The organism is Novosphingobium aquae (assembly GCF_037572715.1).
Lineage (GTDB): Bacteria > Pseudomonadota > Alphaproteobacteria > Sphingomonadales > Sphingomonadaceae > Novosphingobium > Novosphingobium aquae.
This window is the reverse complement of the sequence record NZ_JBBHJY010000002.1, coordinates 316980-331149: the sequence shown is the minus strand read 5'-3', so window position 1 is coordinate 331149 and position 14170 is coordinate 316980. Positions and strand designations below refer to the sequence as shown.

General features: G+C 64.1%; 16 protein-coding genes. 5 read left to right on the top strand and 11 right to left on the bottom strand.

Annotated features, from left to right (window positions below; genetic code table 11):
* The first annotated feature begins 42 nt into the window (after nt 1–42).
* Nucleotides 43–996 carry an energy transducer TonB gene (locus WG900_RS06900; RefSeq protein ID WP_339965817.1) on the top strand — a complete coding sequence of 318 codons (954 nt, stop codon included), beginning with the start codon at nt 43–45 and terminating at the stop codon, nt 994–996.
* Here WG900_RS06900 and WG900_RS06895 read toward each other — a convergent pair.
* On the bottom strand, nt 993–2426 hold the full coding sequence (locus WG900_RS06895) for an AMP nucleosidase (protein WP_339965990.1): 1434 nt from the start codon (nt 2424–2426) through the stop codon (nt 993–995). The genes WG900_RS06900 and WG900_RS06895 overlap by 4 nt on opposite strands.
* A gap of 93 nt (nt 2427–2519) precedes the next feature.
* Here WG900_RS06895 and WG900_RS06890 point away from each other — a divergent pair, with 93 nt between their 5' ends.
* Nucleotides 2520–3059, top strand: a complete 540-nt coding sequence (locus WG900_RS06890) for a pseudouridine synthase (protein ID WP_339965816.1) — start codon at nt 2520–2522, stop codon at nt 3057–3059.
* Nucleotides 3060–3078: 19 nt separating this feature from the next.
* Here WG900_RS06890 and WG900_RS06885 read toward each other — a convergent pair whose 3' ends face one another.
* Complete coding sequence (locus tag WG900_RS06885; protein WP_339965815.1) at nt 3079–3246, bottom strand: hypothetical protein; 168 nt, start codon at nt 3244–3246, stop codon at nt 3079–3081.
* A gap of 158 nt (nt 3247–3404) precedes the next feature.
* On the opposite strand from WG900_RS06885, the gene WG900_RS06880 reads away from it, so the two are divergent.
* Nucleotides 3405–3809, top strand: coding sequence for a host attachment family protein (locus WG900_RS06880; RefSeq protein WP_339965813.1), 405 nt, complete (start codon nt 3405–3407; stop codon nt 3807–3809).
* A 115-nt stretch (nt 3810–3924) separates the two neighbouring features.
* Here the strand turns inward: WG900_RS06880 and rplI are convergent, their stop codons facing one another.
* From rplI to WG900_RS06855, 5 genes are all read right to left on the bottom strand, one after another.
* Complete coding sequence (rplI, locus tag WG900_RS06875) at nt 3925–4536, bottom strand: 50S ribosomal protein L9 (RefSeq protein ID WP_339965812.1); 612 nt, start codon at nt 4534–4536, stop codon at nt 3925–3927.
* Nucleotides 4537–4548: 12 nt separating this feature from the next.
* Nucleotides 4549–4773 carry a 30S ribosomal protein S18 gene (rpsR, locus tag WG900_RS06870; RefSeq protein WP_101798422.1) on the bottom strand — a complete coding sequence of 75 codons (225 nt, stop codon included), beginning with the start codon at nt 4771–4773 and terminating at the stop codon, nt 4549–4551.
* A gap of 3 nt (nt 4774–4776) precedes the next feature.
* A complete protein-coding gene (gene rpsF / locus WG900_RS06865) occupies nt 4777–5139 on the bottom strand; it encodes a 30S ribosomal protein S6 (protein WP_339965810.1) in 363 nt (120 codons plus the stop codon).
* Between the two features lie 236 nt (nt 5140–5375).
* The gene (locus tag WG900_RS06860) at nt 5376–7850 is read right to left on the bottom strand and encodes a TonB-dependent receptor (protein ID WP_339965808.1); all 2475 of its coding nucleotides are present in this window, start codon (nt 7848–7850) and stop codon (nt 5376–5378) included.
* A 217-nt stretch (nt 7851–8067) separates the two neighbouring features.
* Nucleotides 8068–8598: a hypothetical protein gene (locus WG900_RS06855; protein WP_339965806.1), complete on the bottom strand. Its 531-nt coding sequence runs from the start codon at nt 8596–8598 to the stop codon at nt 8068–8070.
* A 244-nt stretch (nt 8599–8842) separates the two neighbouring features.
* On the opposite strand from WG900_RS06855, the gene WG900_RS06850 reads away from it, so the two are divergent.
* Both WG900_RS06850 and WG900_RS06845 read left to right on the top strand, forming a co-directional pair.
* Nucleotides 8843–9523, top strand: coding sequence for a response regulator transcription factor (locus WG900_RS06850; protein ID WP_339965805.1), 681 nt, complete (start codon nt 8843–8845; stop codon nt 9521–9523).
* 81 nt (nt 9524–9604) lie between these two features.
* Complete coding sequence (locus WG900_RS06845; RefSeq protein WP_339965803.1) at nt 9605–10552, top strand: DUF808 domain-containing protein; 948 nt, start codon at nt 9605–9607, stop codon at nt 10550–10552.
* Between the two features lie 39 nt (nt 10553–10591).
* Here WG900_RS06845 and WG900_RS06840 read toward each other — a convergent pair whose 3' ends face one another.
* From WG900_RS06840 to WG900_RS06825, 4 genes are all read right to left on the bottom strand, one after another.
* Nucleotides 10592–11671: an alpha/beta hydrolase gene (locus tag WG900_RS06840; RefSeq protein WP_339965802.1), complete on the bottom strand. Its 1080-nt coding sequence runs from the start codon at nt 11669–11671 to the stop codon at nt 10592–10594.
* Between the two features lie 78 nt (nt 11672–11749).
* Complete coding sequence (locus WG900_RS06835; RefSeq protein ID WP_339965801.1) at nt 11750–12034, bottom strand: hypothetical protein; 285 nt, start codon at nt 12032–12034, stop codon at nt 11750–11752.
* Between the two features lie 207 nt (nt 12035–12241).
* Nucleotides 12242–12715: a hypothetical protein gene (locus WG900_RS06830; RefSeq protein WP_339965799.1), complete on the bottom strand. Its 474-nt coding sequence runs from the start codon at nt 12713–12715 to the stop codon at nt 12242–12244.
* Entirely contained in the window at nt 12712–14133 is a 1422-nt protein-coding gene (locus WG900_RS06825) for a glutamate ligase domain-containing protein (protein ID WP_339965798.1), read from the bottom strand. The genes WG900_RS06830 and WG900_RS06825 overlap by 4 nt, the downstream gene beginning before the upstream one ends.
* Nucleotides 14134–14170: the final 37 nt, after the last annotated feature.

Below are 14170 nucleotides of genomic sequence, written 5' to 3'. Positions count from 1 at the left end.
GGCGGCCACTGCAAAGTGGCCGCCGCAAACGGGCGGAGCGGCATGGTGAGGCGAATCCTGCTGGCGGCGTGCATGATGCTGGCCACCCCCGCGCTCGGTCAGTCCCCGGTTGCCTCCACGCCCCAGCCGGAAGCGCAGCCGCCCACCATCATCGAGGCTGCGCAGTTGAGTCAGCGTCCCCGCTACAGCATGGGGAAGCGGCTGGACGACTTGCCCGAAGTGCTCGCCGCGGCCCGCAAGGGTTGGTCGGGCAGGGCCGTTGCCAGCGCGACGGTGCTGCCCAACGGAGTGCTGAGCGACATCACGCTGACCGAGCCCACCGGCAACGCCGTGCTCGATGCCGAGATCCTGGCCGCGCTGGCGAGCTGGCGGCTGACCTCGCCGGTCGACAAGGCGGGAAACAAGGTGGCGACCCGGGCGAAGTTCCCCTTTGTGATCGGCCGCGGGCCCGAGCGGCTGTCTGGCACAGAGGCGGAGATGCCACAGGCTGCGAAACTCGGTTTCCACAACGGCAAGGTGGTGGTCGGCTTCCGCATCGATCCGGCAGGCCTGCCCACCGAAGTTAAAGTGGTGCGCAGCAGCAAGTCGGACCTGCTCGACAATTCTGTTTTGGCAGCAATAGCCGCCTCACGTTACGAAAAGCCGCTCGACCTGCAGGGGCGACCAGCCAGCTATGCCGCCCAGGTCACGCAGAACTTCAGCCAGGCCGAGCAGGGTGGGGGCAGCTACCTCACCGGGCTCAAGTCCTATCGCTGCGATACCTTTATCGGCGAGCTGGACTGGTGGACTGCCGCCCATCCGGGGGCGAAAATTTCCGAGCTGGAATTCTACAGCTTCATGGGCGGCGTGGCCTTCATCGCCCCTGACGCGCTTGGCTGGGGCAAGCTGGACACCCTCTCGCTGGTGAAACGCCACCCCGCCGCCTGGGCCCATGCGGTCGAGCAATGCCGCAAGGATCCGGGGGCGCGGTTTCTTGAGCAGTACAAGAAGGGTTAGCGGAACGGCGGCTCGTTGAACGCGCGCAGCTTGCGAGAATGCAACCTCGGCCCTTCGGCCTTGAGCAGTTCGCAGGCCAGCACGCCGATCTTGAGGTGTGAGGAGATCGTCTCCTCGTAAAACCGGTTGGCCTGCCCGGGCAGCTTGATCTCGCCGTGAAGCGGCTTGTCCGACACGCAGAGCAACGTCCCGTAAGGCACGCGGAAGCGGAAGCCCTGTGCGGCGATGGTCGCGCTTTCCATGTCGATGGCGATGGCGCGGCTCTGGCTGAAGCGCATGGCGCTGTCGGTGTAGCGCAGCTCCCAGTTGCGATCGTCAGTGGTGACGACGGTGCCGGTGCGCATCCGCTTTTTCAGGTTCGCGCCGGCATCGCCGCTGACGATCTCCGCCGCCGTGGCTAGCGCTACCTGCACTTCGGCAATCGCCGGGATCGGGATTTCCGGCGGCAGCACGGCATCAAGTACATGGTCATCGCGCAGATAGGCATGGGCAAGGACATAGTCGCCGATGCGCTGGGTATCGCGCAGGCCGCCGCAGTGGCCGATCATCAGCCACGCCTCGGGCCGCAGCACGGCGAGGTGATCGCAGACGGTCTTGGCGTTGCTTGGGCCGACGCCGATGTTGACCAGCGTGATGCCCATGCCGTTCTTGGCGATCAGGTGATAGGCCGGCATCTGGTGCCGCCGCCATGCCGTGTCCGACAGACGCGCGCGGGCATTGTCGGTCGGCTCGTCAACATAGAGCCCGCCGGCACCGGACAGAGCGGTATAGTCACCCTGGCCCAGCTGCTGGCCGGCCCAGTCCACGAATTCATCGACATAGCGGTGGTAATTGGTGAACAGGATGAAGCGCTGGAAGTGATCCACGCTGGTCCCGGTGTAATGCGCCAGCCGCGCCAGGCTGAAATCGGTGCGCAGGCCATCGAACAGGGCGAGCGGAATGTCGGCATCAGGGGCGGACAGGTCGATCCCGTCGGCCAGTTCGTCGCCGATCAGCGCCAGTTCCGCCGAAGGGAAGTGCCGCGCCATGTCCTGCGGGCTGAGGCTCCCCAGCACCGAACTTGCGTCGATCACGTAAGGAAAGGGGATTTCCTGTGCCGACCGGGCGACCTCGACCTCGATCTCGTAGTCATCGGCGATGATCGAGATCTGTTCGCGCAGGTAATCGGCGAAGAAGGCGGGGCGGGTGACCGTGGTGGAAAAGGTGCCGCTGTGCCCCAGCCGGCCAAAGGCGCGGGCGAAGTCGGGGCGGTTCTCGACGCCCGAATAATGGATGCGCAGTTCCGGGTAGCACCAGGCGCGGGTTTCGCGGCGATCTGCGGGGGGGAGGGTGCCGTCGGCGGCGAAGGACTGGATGTCCTGGCGGAGGGTTTCGACGGCGGCTTCGTAAACGCGGACCAATTCCGCGATGGTTTTCTCTATCATGTTCATCTTGGGCCTATAGCGAAGGATCGATGACATTTCAATTGCAACCGGTTTAGCGCGGTCTTTGACAGGCGCGCACGTGACTGCAAGGACACAGCCATGGCCCTCATCCTGTTCAACAAGCCCTACGGCGTGCTCTGCCAGTTCTCCCCCGAACGCGGCGGCCCGCCGCGGCCGACGCTGGCGGATTTCGTGAAGGTTCCGGGGGTCTATCCCGCCGGCCGGCTCGATACCGACAGCGAGGGGCTGCTGCTGCTCACCGATGATGGCCGCCTGCAATCGCGCATCGCCGATCCGCGCTTCAAGATGGCCAAGACCTACCTCGCGCAGGTCGAAGGCGAGCCGGACGAGGCTGCGCTGGCCTTGCTGCGCAAGGGGGTCACGCTCAAGGACGGCCTGACCCTCCCCGCCGAAGCCGAGCGCATCGACGACCCCGCCCTCTGGCCGCGCGACCCGCCGGTGCGCTTTCGCAAGTCCGTGCCTGACTGCTGGATTTCACTCACCATCCGCGAAGGCAAGAACCGGCAGGTGCGGCGCATGACGGCAGCCGTGGGCCACCCGACCTTGCGGCTGGTGCGCTGGCGCGTGGGGGACTGGTCGCTGGAGGGGATTGGGCAGGGGGAGTGGCGGGAGGTTTAGGACTCAGAGACGCGGATCGTCAGAAGACATGGACCCGGTCCGCATCGATCCGCGCCTTGAATCGTGGACGCAGGTCGCCTTCGCTGTCCAGATCAACCTTGGTGCCGAGCATGGCCTCGAGCCGGTGGCTGACCTCAGCAAGGTCGAACAGCGAAATCCGCCGGCTGGAATCAAGCGTGACGGCCACATCGACATCGGAATTTCACCACCCAAACGAAAAGGGCGCCCCCGCAGGAGCGCCCCCAATCTTGTGAGCAATGCGAAACCGATCAGGCTGCGCTCGGCCATGGGGTCATTCCCTCCGCTCAGGCGTTACGCACATGACGAGCCTCAAAAGGAACCCCCATGAAGATACCCAAAAACGCGATAGTCGCAGTCGCTGACGGTGAACTGTTGAACCTGTACCGCAACGATGGCGAGGAATCGGCGCCAAAACTTACAGCCATGCCCGCTGCTGCCATCTCGACGGAGAACAAGGGATCCGGCGGCCGGCATCACAGCAGTTCGGCCAATCCTTCGGATAGCCAGCTCGATGAAGACAGCTTCGCGGCTGGCACCGCCGAGATGCTCAACAAGCGCGTGCTTGACGGTGAGATCGATGCCCTCATCGTCGTTGCCGCTCCCCGTACGCTCGGCGAACTGCGCAAGCATTATCACAAGGCACTTTCAGCCGTGCTGGTTGGAGAGATATCGAAGGATCTTACCGGCCATTCGATTGCCGATGTAGAAAGAACCATTGCCGCGGCCTGAGTTTGGCGGGCGCGGGCTGCGGACAGGAACTTGTTGGTCAAGCCCTCCAATCCGCAACGAAAAAGGGGCGCTCCCTGCGGAGCGCCCCCAATTTTCGTCAGCAGTAGGAAACCGATCAGGCTTCGTCGCCGCCTTCGTTCGCAACTTCGTCCACCATGTCGGCCGGGATTTCGCCCGGTTCGGCATTGGGGTCGAAAGCTTCAGTGAAGCCGGTCGGAGCCGCTTCGTCTTCGAACATCTGCTTGAGGACGTCGACGCCCTGGGCCTGCTGTTCGGCTTCGTCCGGCGAGCGGGCGACGTTGACCTTGACGGTGACCGACACTTCAGGGTGCAGGGCAACCTTGACGTCGTAGACACCGATGGTCTTGATCGGGCGTTCCAGCACGACCATCGACTTGGTGACCTTGGCGCCATCGGCAACCAGGGCATCAACGATGTCACGCACCGAAACCGAACCGTAAAGCTGGCCGGCGTTCGACGAAGCGCGGATCAGGATGACCGAGCGGCCCTCGACGTTGCCCGACTCTGCTTCGGCCGCGGTGCGGCGTTCGGCGTTGTCGGCCTCGATCTTGGAACGGTTGGCTTCGAAGACCTTGCGGTTGGCTTCGTTGGCGCGCAGCGCCTTCTTGTTGGGCAGCAAGAAGTTACGGGCATAGCCGTCCTTCACGGTGACTACATCGCCGATGGCGCCCAGCTTCTCGACGCGTTCGAGGAGGATGATTTCCATGTCGTCTCTCCCTTACTTCACGAGGTAGGGCAGAAGGCCCAGGTGGCGGGCGCGCTTGATGGCCTGGCCCAGTTCACGCTGCTTCTTTGCAGAAACGGCGGTGATGCGGCTGGGCACGATCTTGCCACGCTCGGACATGAAGCCCTGCAGCAGGCGCGTGTCCTTGTAATCGATCTTCGGCGCGTTCTTGCCCGAGAAGGGGCACGACTTGCGGCGGCGGAAAAATGCGCGGGCCATTGCTTAAAACTCCTCGCGTTCGCGGCGCTTGGCGCGCTCGCGGTCGTTCTTGCGCATCTGCACCGAGGGGCCACCCTCGTGCTCGTCAACGCGCACGGTGAGCCAGCGGATCACGTCTTCGTTGATCGCGGTCTGGCGTTCCAGCTCGGCAACGACGCCGGCAGGGGCCTCGATGTTGAGCATGACGAAGTGTGCCTTGCGGTTGCGCTGGATCTTGTAAGCCAGGCTCTTGAGCCCCCAGGTTTCGGTCTTCGTGACCTTGCCCTGTCCTGCTTCGACGATCTCGGTGGCGGTAGCGGCCAGCGCATCAACCTGCGCCTGGCTCAGATCCTGGCGCGCCAGGAAAACATGCTCGTAGAGCGGCATGCCTATGCCTTTCATTCATCTAACCGATCGCTGGCTGATCCGCACGATTGCGGGGCCCCTCCGGCTTTCTTCGCTCTCCCGGTGAAAGGAGAAGCGCGGCCCTTAGCGGTTTCCGGGTACTTTGCAAGCGCGATTCCCGCAATTCCGCCAAAAAGAAGGGGCGGGAGACCTCTCGGTCGCCCGCCCCGGCAAGGCAAGGAAAGCCCCGTTCAGGGTGGGGCCTTCCAGGGAGGAACTCAGAAGTTGACGGTCACGTCCGCACCGAATGTGCGCGGGGCGTTGAAGTTGGCATAGGCGCCCAGTGTCGCATTGTTGGCGTTCGACCGGCGATAGATGTGTGTCTCGTTGAACAGGTTGCGCGCCCAGGCCGAGAAGGTGACCAACTGGCCGCTGTTGCCGACCGGCACGTCAACCAGTGCCACGCGGCCGTTCACGATGAAGCTGGGCTGGGCCAGGACGTCTTCATCCTGGAACGTGTACTGCTCGCTCGCATAGTTGCCGTCGATGTGGAACCGCACCTTCGTGCCGCTTTCGTTGAGCGGCAGGTCGAAGTCCATGTAACCCGATGCAGCGTGCTTGGGCGTGAAGGCAACGAACACCGTCGTCAGAGGATTGCCGGGCAAGAACGGGTTGGCGATCGAGGGCACCTTGACCGAGGTATAGGCATAGCTCGCGCCCATCGTCAGGCCGGCGACCGGGCGTGCCGTCATTTCGACCTCAAAGCCGCGGATCTTCGAAACGCCGGGGGCGTTGCGGGTTTCCTGGGTATGGAGGTTGAAGGTCGGGCTGGCCGGGTTGGTGTCAACGTTGTCGAAGTCGATCTGCGTGCCGGTGCGGTCCATGATGTAACCGGCGAGGTTCAGGCGGACCTTGCGATCAAAGAAGTCAAGCTTGGCACCCAGTTCATAGGCCTTGACCGCTTCGGCGCCGAACGAGGCAAACGTTTGCGAACGGGCGTTGGCACCGCCGGCGCGGTAGCCGGTCGAATACTTGGCGTAGAGGTTCACCCCGTCCATCGGCTCAGCCGCCAGCGTGACCATCGGGTCAAACCGGCTGTTCTCGAAGGTGAAGGGGAAGTTCACGGTCTTGTTCTGCACCGTGGTCAGCGCGCCCTTGCGCTTGTCCTTGGTATAGCGGCCGCCCAGCGTCAGGTGCAGGTTGTCCTGCGGGCTCCAGGTGGTCTGGGCGAAAGCGGCATAGGACTTGGCATTGGCATTGCTGTCACGCTGGCGCGACCAGTTGGCCTGCTGCCAGGTCATGGCATCGTTGATCGTGTAGCCGGTGCCGGTCGCATTCCACTTGTTGGTCGAAGGCGTCGCGGCAAATTCGCGGACCTGCTCGGTGAAATAATACAGGCCGACGGCATATTCGAACTGGTCCATGCTGCCCACGGCCTGCAGTTCCTGGCTGAACTGGGTCTGGGCAAGGTTCGACAGGCTGTAGCGGCTGAAGTTGGCATTGGGAGCAAAGATCGTGCGGTGTGCGCCGCCCGAATTGTCCCACTGTTCGGTGCCAACGCTGCGCCATGCGGTGATCGAGCGCAGTTCCAGCTCCGGCGCGACCTTGAACTTCAGTGTCGAGGTGAATCCGTCGGTGCGGTCCACGCTCGGCTGCTGCGGCACGCCGATTTCGGCGACGGTCTGGCGGGTGTTCTCACCGCTCACGACGACCAGCGGCGAAAGCGGGGCGATGCAGGTGGTGCAGACCGTGGACGTGCCCGACGGGCTGCCCGGTGCCACCAACTTGAGCGTCACGGGGTCGTACTGGCCAACCGTCCGGCCCAGCGGATTGTAGTTGATCAGCTGGCTGTAATAGGGGGTGCTTTCGCCCTTGGCCTTGTCGTACGAGAGTTCGGCGCTGAAGCCATCGAACGGCTTCCACAGCGCGGTGATGCGGCCGCCGATGTTGTGGCGATAGTTCCAGCCGAACTGGCCCGAAAGCGGGTTCTTCGTCGTGGCGTCCTGATGGTTGACCAGTGCATCCATCTTGATCGCGATATTGGCGACGGCGGGCAGGTCGAGGTGGATTTCGCCGTTGTAGCTGCCGTAGTTGCCCAGGCCTGCCGTGACGCGGCCACCGAATTCGCCGCTCGGCTTGCGGGTGACGATGTTCAGCGCGCCGCCTTCGGCATTGCGGCCGAACAACGTGCCTTGCGGCCCGCGCAGCACTTCAACGCGCTGGATATCGAACAGCGCGGCGTTGAGGCCCTGCTGGCGGCCAAGGTAGACGCCGTCGATATAGACGCCGACGCCCTGATCGCGGGCGGTCTGGTTTGCGTCAGCCGGCACGATGCCGCGGATGCCGATGGTCAGCGCGGTCTGGCGCGATTCGAAAGTGGCGACGCGCAAGGAGGGGACCACGCCGTCGGCCATGTCGATCAGGCTCTGCACGTGGCGGTCCTTGATCGCTTCGGGCGCGAGGACGGAAATCGCGATCGGCGTCTTCTGCAGGTTGGTCTCGCGCTTGGTAGCGGTGACGACGATTTCGGTGAGGCCCGAGCTGTACTTGCCCTCGGTGGTCTGTTCGGCCTGCGCTTCGGCAGGAGCAGCGGTCTGTTCAGCACCAGTAGCGGCGCCCGTATCGGCACTGGCCACGGTTACGCCGTCGGCGGTGACGGTGATCGACGCGGCCGCCGGGGTGGCCAGGCCAAACACAAGCGCAGTGGCGAGTGCGGCGAGCGAGGCATTGGTGCGAGTGTTAAACACGGTCATCTGGATCGTTCCCTGAGATTGGAATTGTTGTCAGATGCCAACCCCTCTGATGATCCGATCGTTTATGATCCGAATCGCCCCCGAGGCCGGCTTCCAGCTGCCTCTAAGCGCGCTCCATGTCGGCTCTGCGTAAGTTGAACGACAGCCATGTGACACGGATATTCCGGTCTCATGACAATGCGCTGTCAGGCCCGCAGCACGGGCCGCAGTCTCTGGGTTATTTGAACTTCGCCGAGGCGAGCAGCGCGAGCCACTGGTCGCGCGCCGCTGCGTCGAGCGGCGTTTTTGCCAGCACCGCCAGCTGGAACCACGACCGCTTGCCGGTGAGCAGGCGGTAGATGCCGGTCTCGGCGCGCTCGGCGCGGCAGCCGGGGGACTGGCGTTCGAACGTGATCGAGAAATCGTCCTGCGCGATTACCTTGAACGTCGCGGGAGTTGCTCCGGGGCACCGCTTGATGGCCGCGTCTCGCTGAAACTCCATCCACGCTTGCGCCGACCCTAATTGCGGAAACGGCAAAGTGGCGACGATTTCGAGAGCCTCGGTCCAGTCCTTGGCCGACTTGCCGCGCACGGCGATCAGGTCAACCAAACGGCGCGGGTTGCTGGCATCGAACTTCACCATGCCGGCATCGCCGCTATCGAGGACCTGCTTGAGCGGAGGATAGAGCCGGTGATCGAATTCAAGCTGTTCCGCATGAGCGGCAACAGGCACCCAGGCCAGCAGCGCGGCGAGAGTGCAGACGATCATTTTCCCAAAAGTCATCGCCGGCAAGGTTAGGCGTAGAAAGCCCGGAAATCACGCGGTTTAGTGTGACAGTAATATGACAATAACGCGGCCACCAGTGCGGATCAGGCCGGCATTTTGCGGACATCGGCGTTACCTTGCTGCGACCGCCGTCCGACAGGCACCGGATTGACACCCGCCCGTCATGAAAGCGTCACTCAGCGCAGGCACAAGGGCTGCGAACACCAGCAAATCGTCCGCCTTATCCATGCTCAACAAGACCACATTGCTGATCACTGCTCCGCCGCCGGGGCTCATCGTCGACCTTGCGCGCCGCCGTCCGGATTGGTGCGTGATGGAGATTGGCGACGCTCCGCCGCCCGAGGCGATCGCCGGCCGCGTCTGGGGCTTTATTGACTGGCTCTGCCCCAGCCTGTCCGGCCTCGAACTGTGCCGCCGCCTGCGCGAGGCCGAACCAACCCGCCGTGCGCACCTGACGATGGTGCTGGAAAGCGGCGATGTCGAAGCGCGCCGCCGCTCCTTGCAAGCCGGGGCTGACGATTATCTGGTCGGTCCGCTCAATGCCGATGCCGTGCTGCTCCGCGTCGGGCTGGTCCCGCCCGAAGGCGCTTTGGACAATCGACGGGTGGTCCATCGCCACGGCACTCTGGCGGTCGATTGCACGGCGCACCAGGTCCGCCACGATGGCGGTGTGATCGCGCTCAGGCCCAACGAGTTCCGCCTGCTCGTCCACTTCCTCGAACATCCCGACCAGGTGTTTTCCCGCGCGGCGTTGATCGAGCATCTCGGCAAACATGCGCTGGGTATCGATGAACGCACGGTCGACGTGTGGATCGGCCGACTGCGCCGCAGCCTCGTCGCGGCAGGCGCGGCAGACCCGCTGCGCACTGTGCGTTCGCTGGGCTACGTGCTCGATTCGCTGGATTGATCGCGTGCTCCCCTTGATTGGATCACCGCGCTGACGCACATCGGCGCGGCAACCATCACGAATTTCGGGAGTTCTCTCACCATGCCATCCGGCCTAGTCGCCCTGCTTGACGATATCTCGGTCATCGCCAAGGCCGCCGCTGCATCGATTGACGATGTTGGCGCTGCTGCCGCGAAGGCCGGGTCGAAGGCGGCGGGCGTGGTGATCGACGATGCTGCCGTCACCCCCAGCTACGTCACCGAATTCACCCCCGACCGCGAACTGCCGATCATCTGGAAGATCACCAAGGGCAGCTTGCGCAACAAGCTGCTCATCCTGCTCCCGGCAGCGCTGCTGCTCAGCGAATTCGTGCCCTGGGCGATCACCCCGCTGCTGATGCTGGGTGGCCTGTTCCTGTGCTATGAAGGCGCGGAAAAGGTGCTGGAAAAGCTCGGCGGCGAAAAGCACGGCGAGACGCTGGGTGATGAAATCACCGACATGGCGGCCTTCGAAAAGGACCGTGTTTCCGGCGCGGTGCGCACCGACCTGATTCTGTCGGCGGAAATCATGGCGATCTCGCTGGCCGAAGTGGCGGGCGAGACTTTGCTCAACCGCGCTCTGATCCTTGCGGCGATCGCGGTGGTGATTACGGTCATGGTCTATGGCGCGGTCGCACTGATCGTGAAGATGGACGACATCGGGCTGCACATGGTCGAAAATCGCAAGACGGCAGCGGCCCGCTCCGTCGGGCGTGGCCTGCTACATGCGATGCCAGTGGTGCTGGCGCTGCTGTCTTCGGTCGGCACACTGGCGATGCTCTGGGTCGGTGGCGGCATTCTGCTGCACGGCTCGCACGAACTTGGCCTGCACGCGCCATCGGACGTAGCCCACGCCGCGCAGCACGCGGTCGAAGTCGTCACCGGCCCGCTCGCCGGCCTGCTCGGTTGGCTGACCTACGCGGCGCTTTCCGCCGTGGTCGGGCTTGTCATGGGAATGCTGGTGGTCTTCGTGCTGCACAAGGTGCTGAGGATCGGCCACAAGGACCATTGATCCGCCTGTCGTCCCGGACTTGATCCGGGACAACGGGCGTTACTTCAGCGTCTGGCGGAAATGCTGGACGATCACCTGCCACGCCGCCCGCGCCTCGGGCAATTCCTCGCTGTAGATATAGCAATGGCCCATGCCTTCGCCCACGATCAGGGCTGATTTCACCCCGGCTTCCAGCAGCTTGGAATTGGTGAAGATCGCCGGCGTCATATCCATGGCGCGTGTGCCGGTGATGATCAGGCTGGGCGGAAACTTGGCCATGACCGCGGGATGGAGGGCGGCGGAGAGCACTTCGTCGCTCATGTCCGCGCCGTCGAAATAGCCCTTGGTCATGTCGGCGGTCTTTTCGCCGGGACGGGCCGGGGCGGGAAAGGACCCGTCGATGGCCGATGCGATCCATGCCGAATCGCCCGCGCCAAAGCGCAGGGCTCCCGCGCCGAAAATCCCGAGGGCTCCCGGCTGGGGCAGGCCGCGCCTTGGCAGCCATGCGCCGAGCTGCGCGGCAAGCGCGCCACCTGCCGAGCAGCCATAGATGCCAATCTGGCCTGGCTTATAGGTCTTGAGCAGGTCGCGATAGACCTTCTCTACGTCCTCAAGTGCGGCGGGGTGCTTCGCCTCGGGCCCCATGCGGTAATTGACCGAGACGACCTTGTAATTGCCGGTTGCCGCGATCGGCACCGATTCGATCAGCGAGCAGCTTTCCCAGCAGGTGGTGAAGGCGCCGCCGTGGAGATTGATCAGCACGCGGCGCGGCTCTGCCTTGCCGCCCTTGGGCGTGATGATGCGCGCCGGAACCCCGCCGACGGTGGTTTCGCTGACGTCGACGGCGAAATGCTTGAGATAGCGGTCAACTTGCGGCTGGAGATAGCGGGCCAGCGCCTTGCGGGCGTCAGCAGGGCTCATCTGCGCACGCGAGGTGTCCATGACCGGCATGGCCATCTTCGCCCGCGACTTTTGCTGGGCAAGCGCCTCGGGGCTGAGCAGAGTGGAGGGAGGAAGCTCGAAGGCCGGAACCTTGACCGAGCCATCTTCGGAGAAGACCGGACGCGGCTTCGGCTCATCGGCGTGGAGAGCCGTGGTAAAGGCGCTGGCGGCCAGTAGCGGCAGGATCAGGCGGCGCATGTCTCTCTCCCGGATCTTGTGTCCGGGAGGAAGTCTATTGCGCAAACTGCCTAACCGCCAGAGCGCCGCAGCGATGGATCAGGCCGCCGCGCGCATCGGCCGCGATGCGGGCATCGCCGCAGGCATCGGCATGGGCACCGGTTCGAACGACGGGCGTGAGGGGGCGTAATCCCGGACCAGTTCCTTGAACACCTCGCCGTGAAGCGGGTGGTCGAATTCGACCCCGGCAGACGAACTATCCTGCCAGACGACGTTGGAAAGCTTGGGCTCAAGGCAGGGCAGCAGCAGGGTGATCGCATCGCCCATGCGCACGTCCGACATGCCTTCGATCCGCGCGCCAAGCGGGGGCATGTCTTTCAGCATGATCGTGCCACGAAAACCCAGAGCCGGTATTTGACCATAATATCAAAGGCGATCCGCTCGGCCCGGCGCAGCTGGATTCCCATCGTTTCAATGCTGTCAGTCACCGCCGTTTTTCCCCGTTCTTTTGAAACCTGATGGGAAGGACGGAGGGCTAACTGCGGGATTAAGGGGGTGGGTTTTTTGGCGTTGTTGCAGGTGCCTTGGTGGTTAACGCGGGGTAGCCGTGGGCGCGATCCGGCGCAGCGAGCCGAAGCAGTTGGCGATCAGCGGAATGCCCCTGGCGGTCTTGGTCGGGGCAGGGCAGGTCAGAAAGTCGCCGCTGTTCAGCGGCAAAATGTAAATGCGCGATTCGTCCGGGTTGATGGTCGCGCTGGCGTAACCGGTGCAATCTGGCTTGCCATTGGTTGAAAGCGTTGCAGCGACCAGCCAGTTGCCCGTGCGGTCGGTGATCAATCGGAAGCGCTTTTCAACCCGCTCCTCGCCGCTTTCTACCAGCATTTTGCCGAGGTTGAAGGTCCAGGTTTCGGTGCAGACCGGCTTCTTCGTCACGCTGTCAAAATCGCTGCTGGTGAAACGGTAACCGCCTTGCAGCAAGAGCACCGGCTTCTTCGGGGTCGGCTTGGCCAGAACCGCGACCGGCGCGGCGAGCAGAGCGGCGATGGCAACAGTGGTCCTGATCATTCAACGCTCTGCAGAATGCCCCTCGCAAAGGCGGAAAGAGTATCGTCGCGCGCGCCCATGATGACCACGCGGTCGCCGGGGCGGGCGATCTGCGCGATGCGCTTGCCGCAATCCTCGCGCGAAGGAACGTATTCCGCGTTACCGCCGCCTGCCTTGATCAGGCCGACAATACGCTCGCTGCCTTCGCTGCGGTCGACGGTGCCGCCGAAATAGACCGGATCACAGAGGATCGTCACGTCATCGGGGCCCAGCAGGCGGGCGAAGACTTCAGCCAGTTCGCGGCCCATCTGGCGCAGCGGGCCGTAGCCGTGCGGCTGGAAGAACGCGATAACCCGGCCCGGGTGCGCCTTCAAAGCCGACAGCGTCGCCGCGCACTTTTCGGGGTTGTGGCCGAAATCGTCGATCACGGTCACGGCGGAGGGCGATGTGCCGACAATATCAAACCGGCGGGCGAGGCCGGCGAAAGTCGAGAGCGCAGCCACGGACTCGCTCACCGGAACCCCGGCAGCACTGGCAGCAGCAATCGCGGCGAGCGCGTTGGCGAGGTTGTGCCTACCGGGCACCTGCAGGCCGAGCGCGTGGATCGACCCGTCACGCCGATCAATCACGCAGGCCGAAAGGCTGGTCGGGCGTTCCTGCACTGAGCCCTGCTCCACGCCGATCATCGCCTCCGGGGCCTGAACCGCGAAGGTCACCAGCGCCTTCGCCCGCCCGGCCAGCGCCGCAGTTTCGGCATCGTCGATGTTCACCGCGCAAACCTGTGCCGCGCCAAGGAAATTGCCGAACAGCTCGCGAAGTTCCTCTATCGACTTGTGGTCAAGGCTGACGTTGAGCAGCACGGCGATCTGCGGTGCATACAGCGCGATGGAGCCATCGCTTTCATCGACCTCGGAAACGAAGACGTCGCCTTGGCCGACCCGCGCCGAGGCAAAGGGCGCGTCGGGGGAAACGAAGTTTTTCATCACCGCGCCGTTCATGATCGTCGGATCGCGGCCTGCCTGATCAAGGATCCAGCCGGTCATGCCAGTGACCGTGCTCTTGCCGCTGGTGCCGGCCAGCGCGATCCCGCAAGGCGAGGCGTTGAACAGCGCGGCGAGCAGCTCGGCGCGGGATATACGCGGGCAGCCCAGTTCGTGCGCGCGAACCATCTCGGGCACGGTGTCTTCAACCGCGGCGGAGGCCACCAGCGTCTGGTCGGCGCTGGTCACGCCGCTGCCGTCCTGCGGGAACAGCGTGAAGCCCAGACTTTCCAGCCAGGCGAATTTTTCCGGGGTGCGGCCCTGATCGCGGCTGCGGTCGGAACCGGCGATAGTCGCCCCGTGGCCCTTGAGGATCAGCGCGAGCGGCAACATGCCGGAGCCGCCGATGCCGCAGAAGAACCAGGGATGCGAAGTGAGGCTGTCGGCAGGCTGAGTCATCAGTTCGTCGGTATGCGCCCTTTGCCTTGGAAACAAC

Coding starts and splice junctions, on each gene's coding strand:
- WG900_RS06850 (WP_339965805.1), top strand. CDS start 8,843: ATGCTCAACAAGACCACATTGCTGATCACTGCTCCGCCGCCGGGGCTC.
- WG900_RS06845 (WP_339965803.1), top strand. CDS start 9,605: ATGCCATCCGGCCTAGTCGCCCTGCTTGACGATATCTCGGTCATCGCC.
- WG900_RS06890 (WP_339965816.1), top strand. CDS start 2,520: ATGGCCCTCATCCTGTTCAACAAGCCCTACGGCGTGCTCTGCCAGTTC.
- WG900_RS06900 (WP_339965817.1), top strand. CDS start 43: ATGGTGAGGCGAATCCTGCTGGCGGCGTGCATGATGCTGGCCACCCCC.
- WG900_RS06835 (WP_339965801.1), bottom strand. CDS start 12,034: ATGCTGAAAGACATGCCCCCGCTTGGCGCGCGGATCGAAGGCATGTCG.
- rpsF (WP_339965810.1), bottom strand. CDS start 5,139: ATGCCGCTCTACGAGCATGTTTTCCTGGCGCGCCAGGATCTGAGCCAG.
- WG900_RS06895 (WP_339965990.1), bottom strand. CDS start 2,426: ATGAACATGATAGAGAAAACCATCGCGGAATTGGTCCGCGTTTACGAA.
- WG900_RS06830 (WP_339965799.1), bottom strand. CDS start 12,715: ATGATCAGGACCACTGTTGCCATCGCCGCTCTGCTCGCCGCGCCGGTC.
- rpsR (WP_101798422.1), bottom strand. CDS start 4,773: ATGGCCCGCGCATTTTTCCGCCGCCGCAAGTCGTGCCCCTTCTCGGGC.
- WG900_RS06825 (WP_339965798.1), bottom strand. CDS start 14,133: ATGACTCAGCCTGCCGACAGCCTCACTTCGCATCCCTGGTTCTTCTGC.
- WG900_RS06860 (WP_339965808.1), bottom strand. CDS start 7,850: ATGACCGTGTTTAACACTCGCACCAATGCCTCGCTCGCCGCACTCGCC.
- rplI (WP_339965812.1), bottom strand. CDS start 4,536: ATGGAAATCATCCTCCTCGAACGCGTCGAGAAGCTGGGCGCCATCGGC.
- WG900_RS06880 (WP_339965813.1), top strand. CDS start 3,405: ATGAAGATACCCAAAAACGCGATAGTCGCAGTCGCTGACGGTGAACTG.
- WG900_RS06855 (WP_339965806.1), bottom strand. CDS start 8,598: ATGATCGTCTGCACTCTCGCCGCGCTGCTGGCCTGGGTGCCTGTTGCC.
- WG900_RS06840 (WP_339965802.1), bottom strand. CDS start 11,671: ATGCGCCGCCTGATCCTGCCGCTACTGGCCGCCAGCGCCTTTACCACG.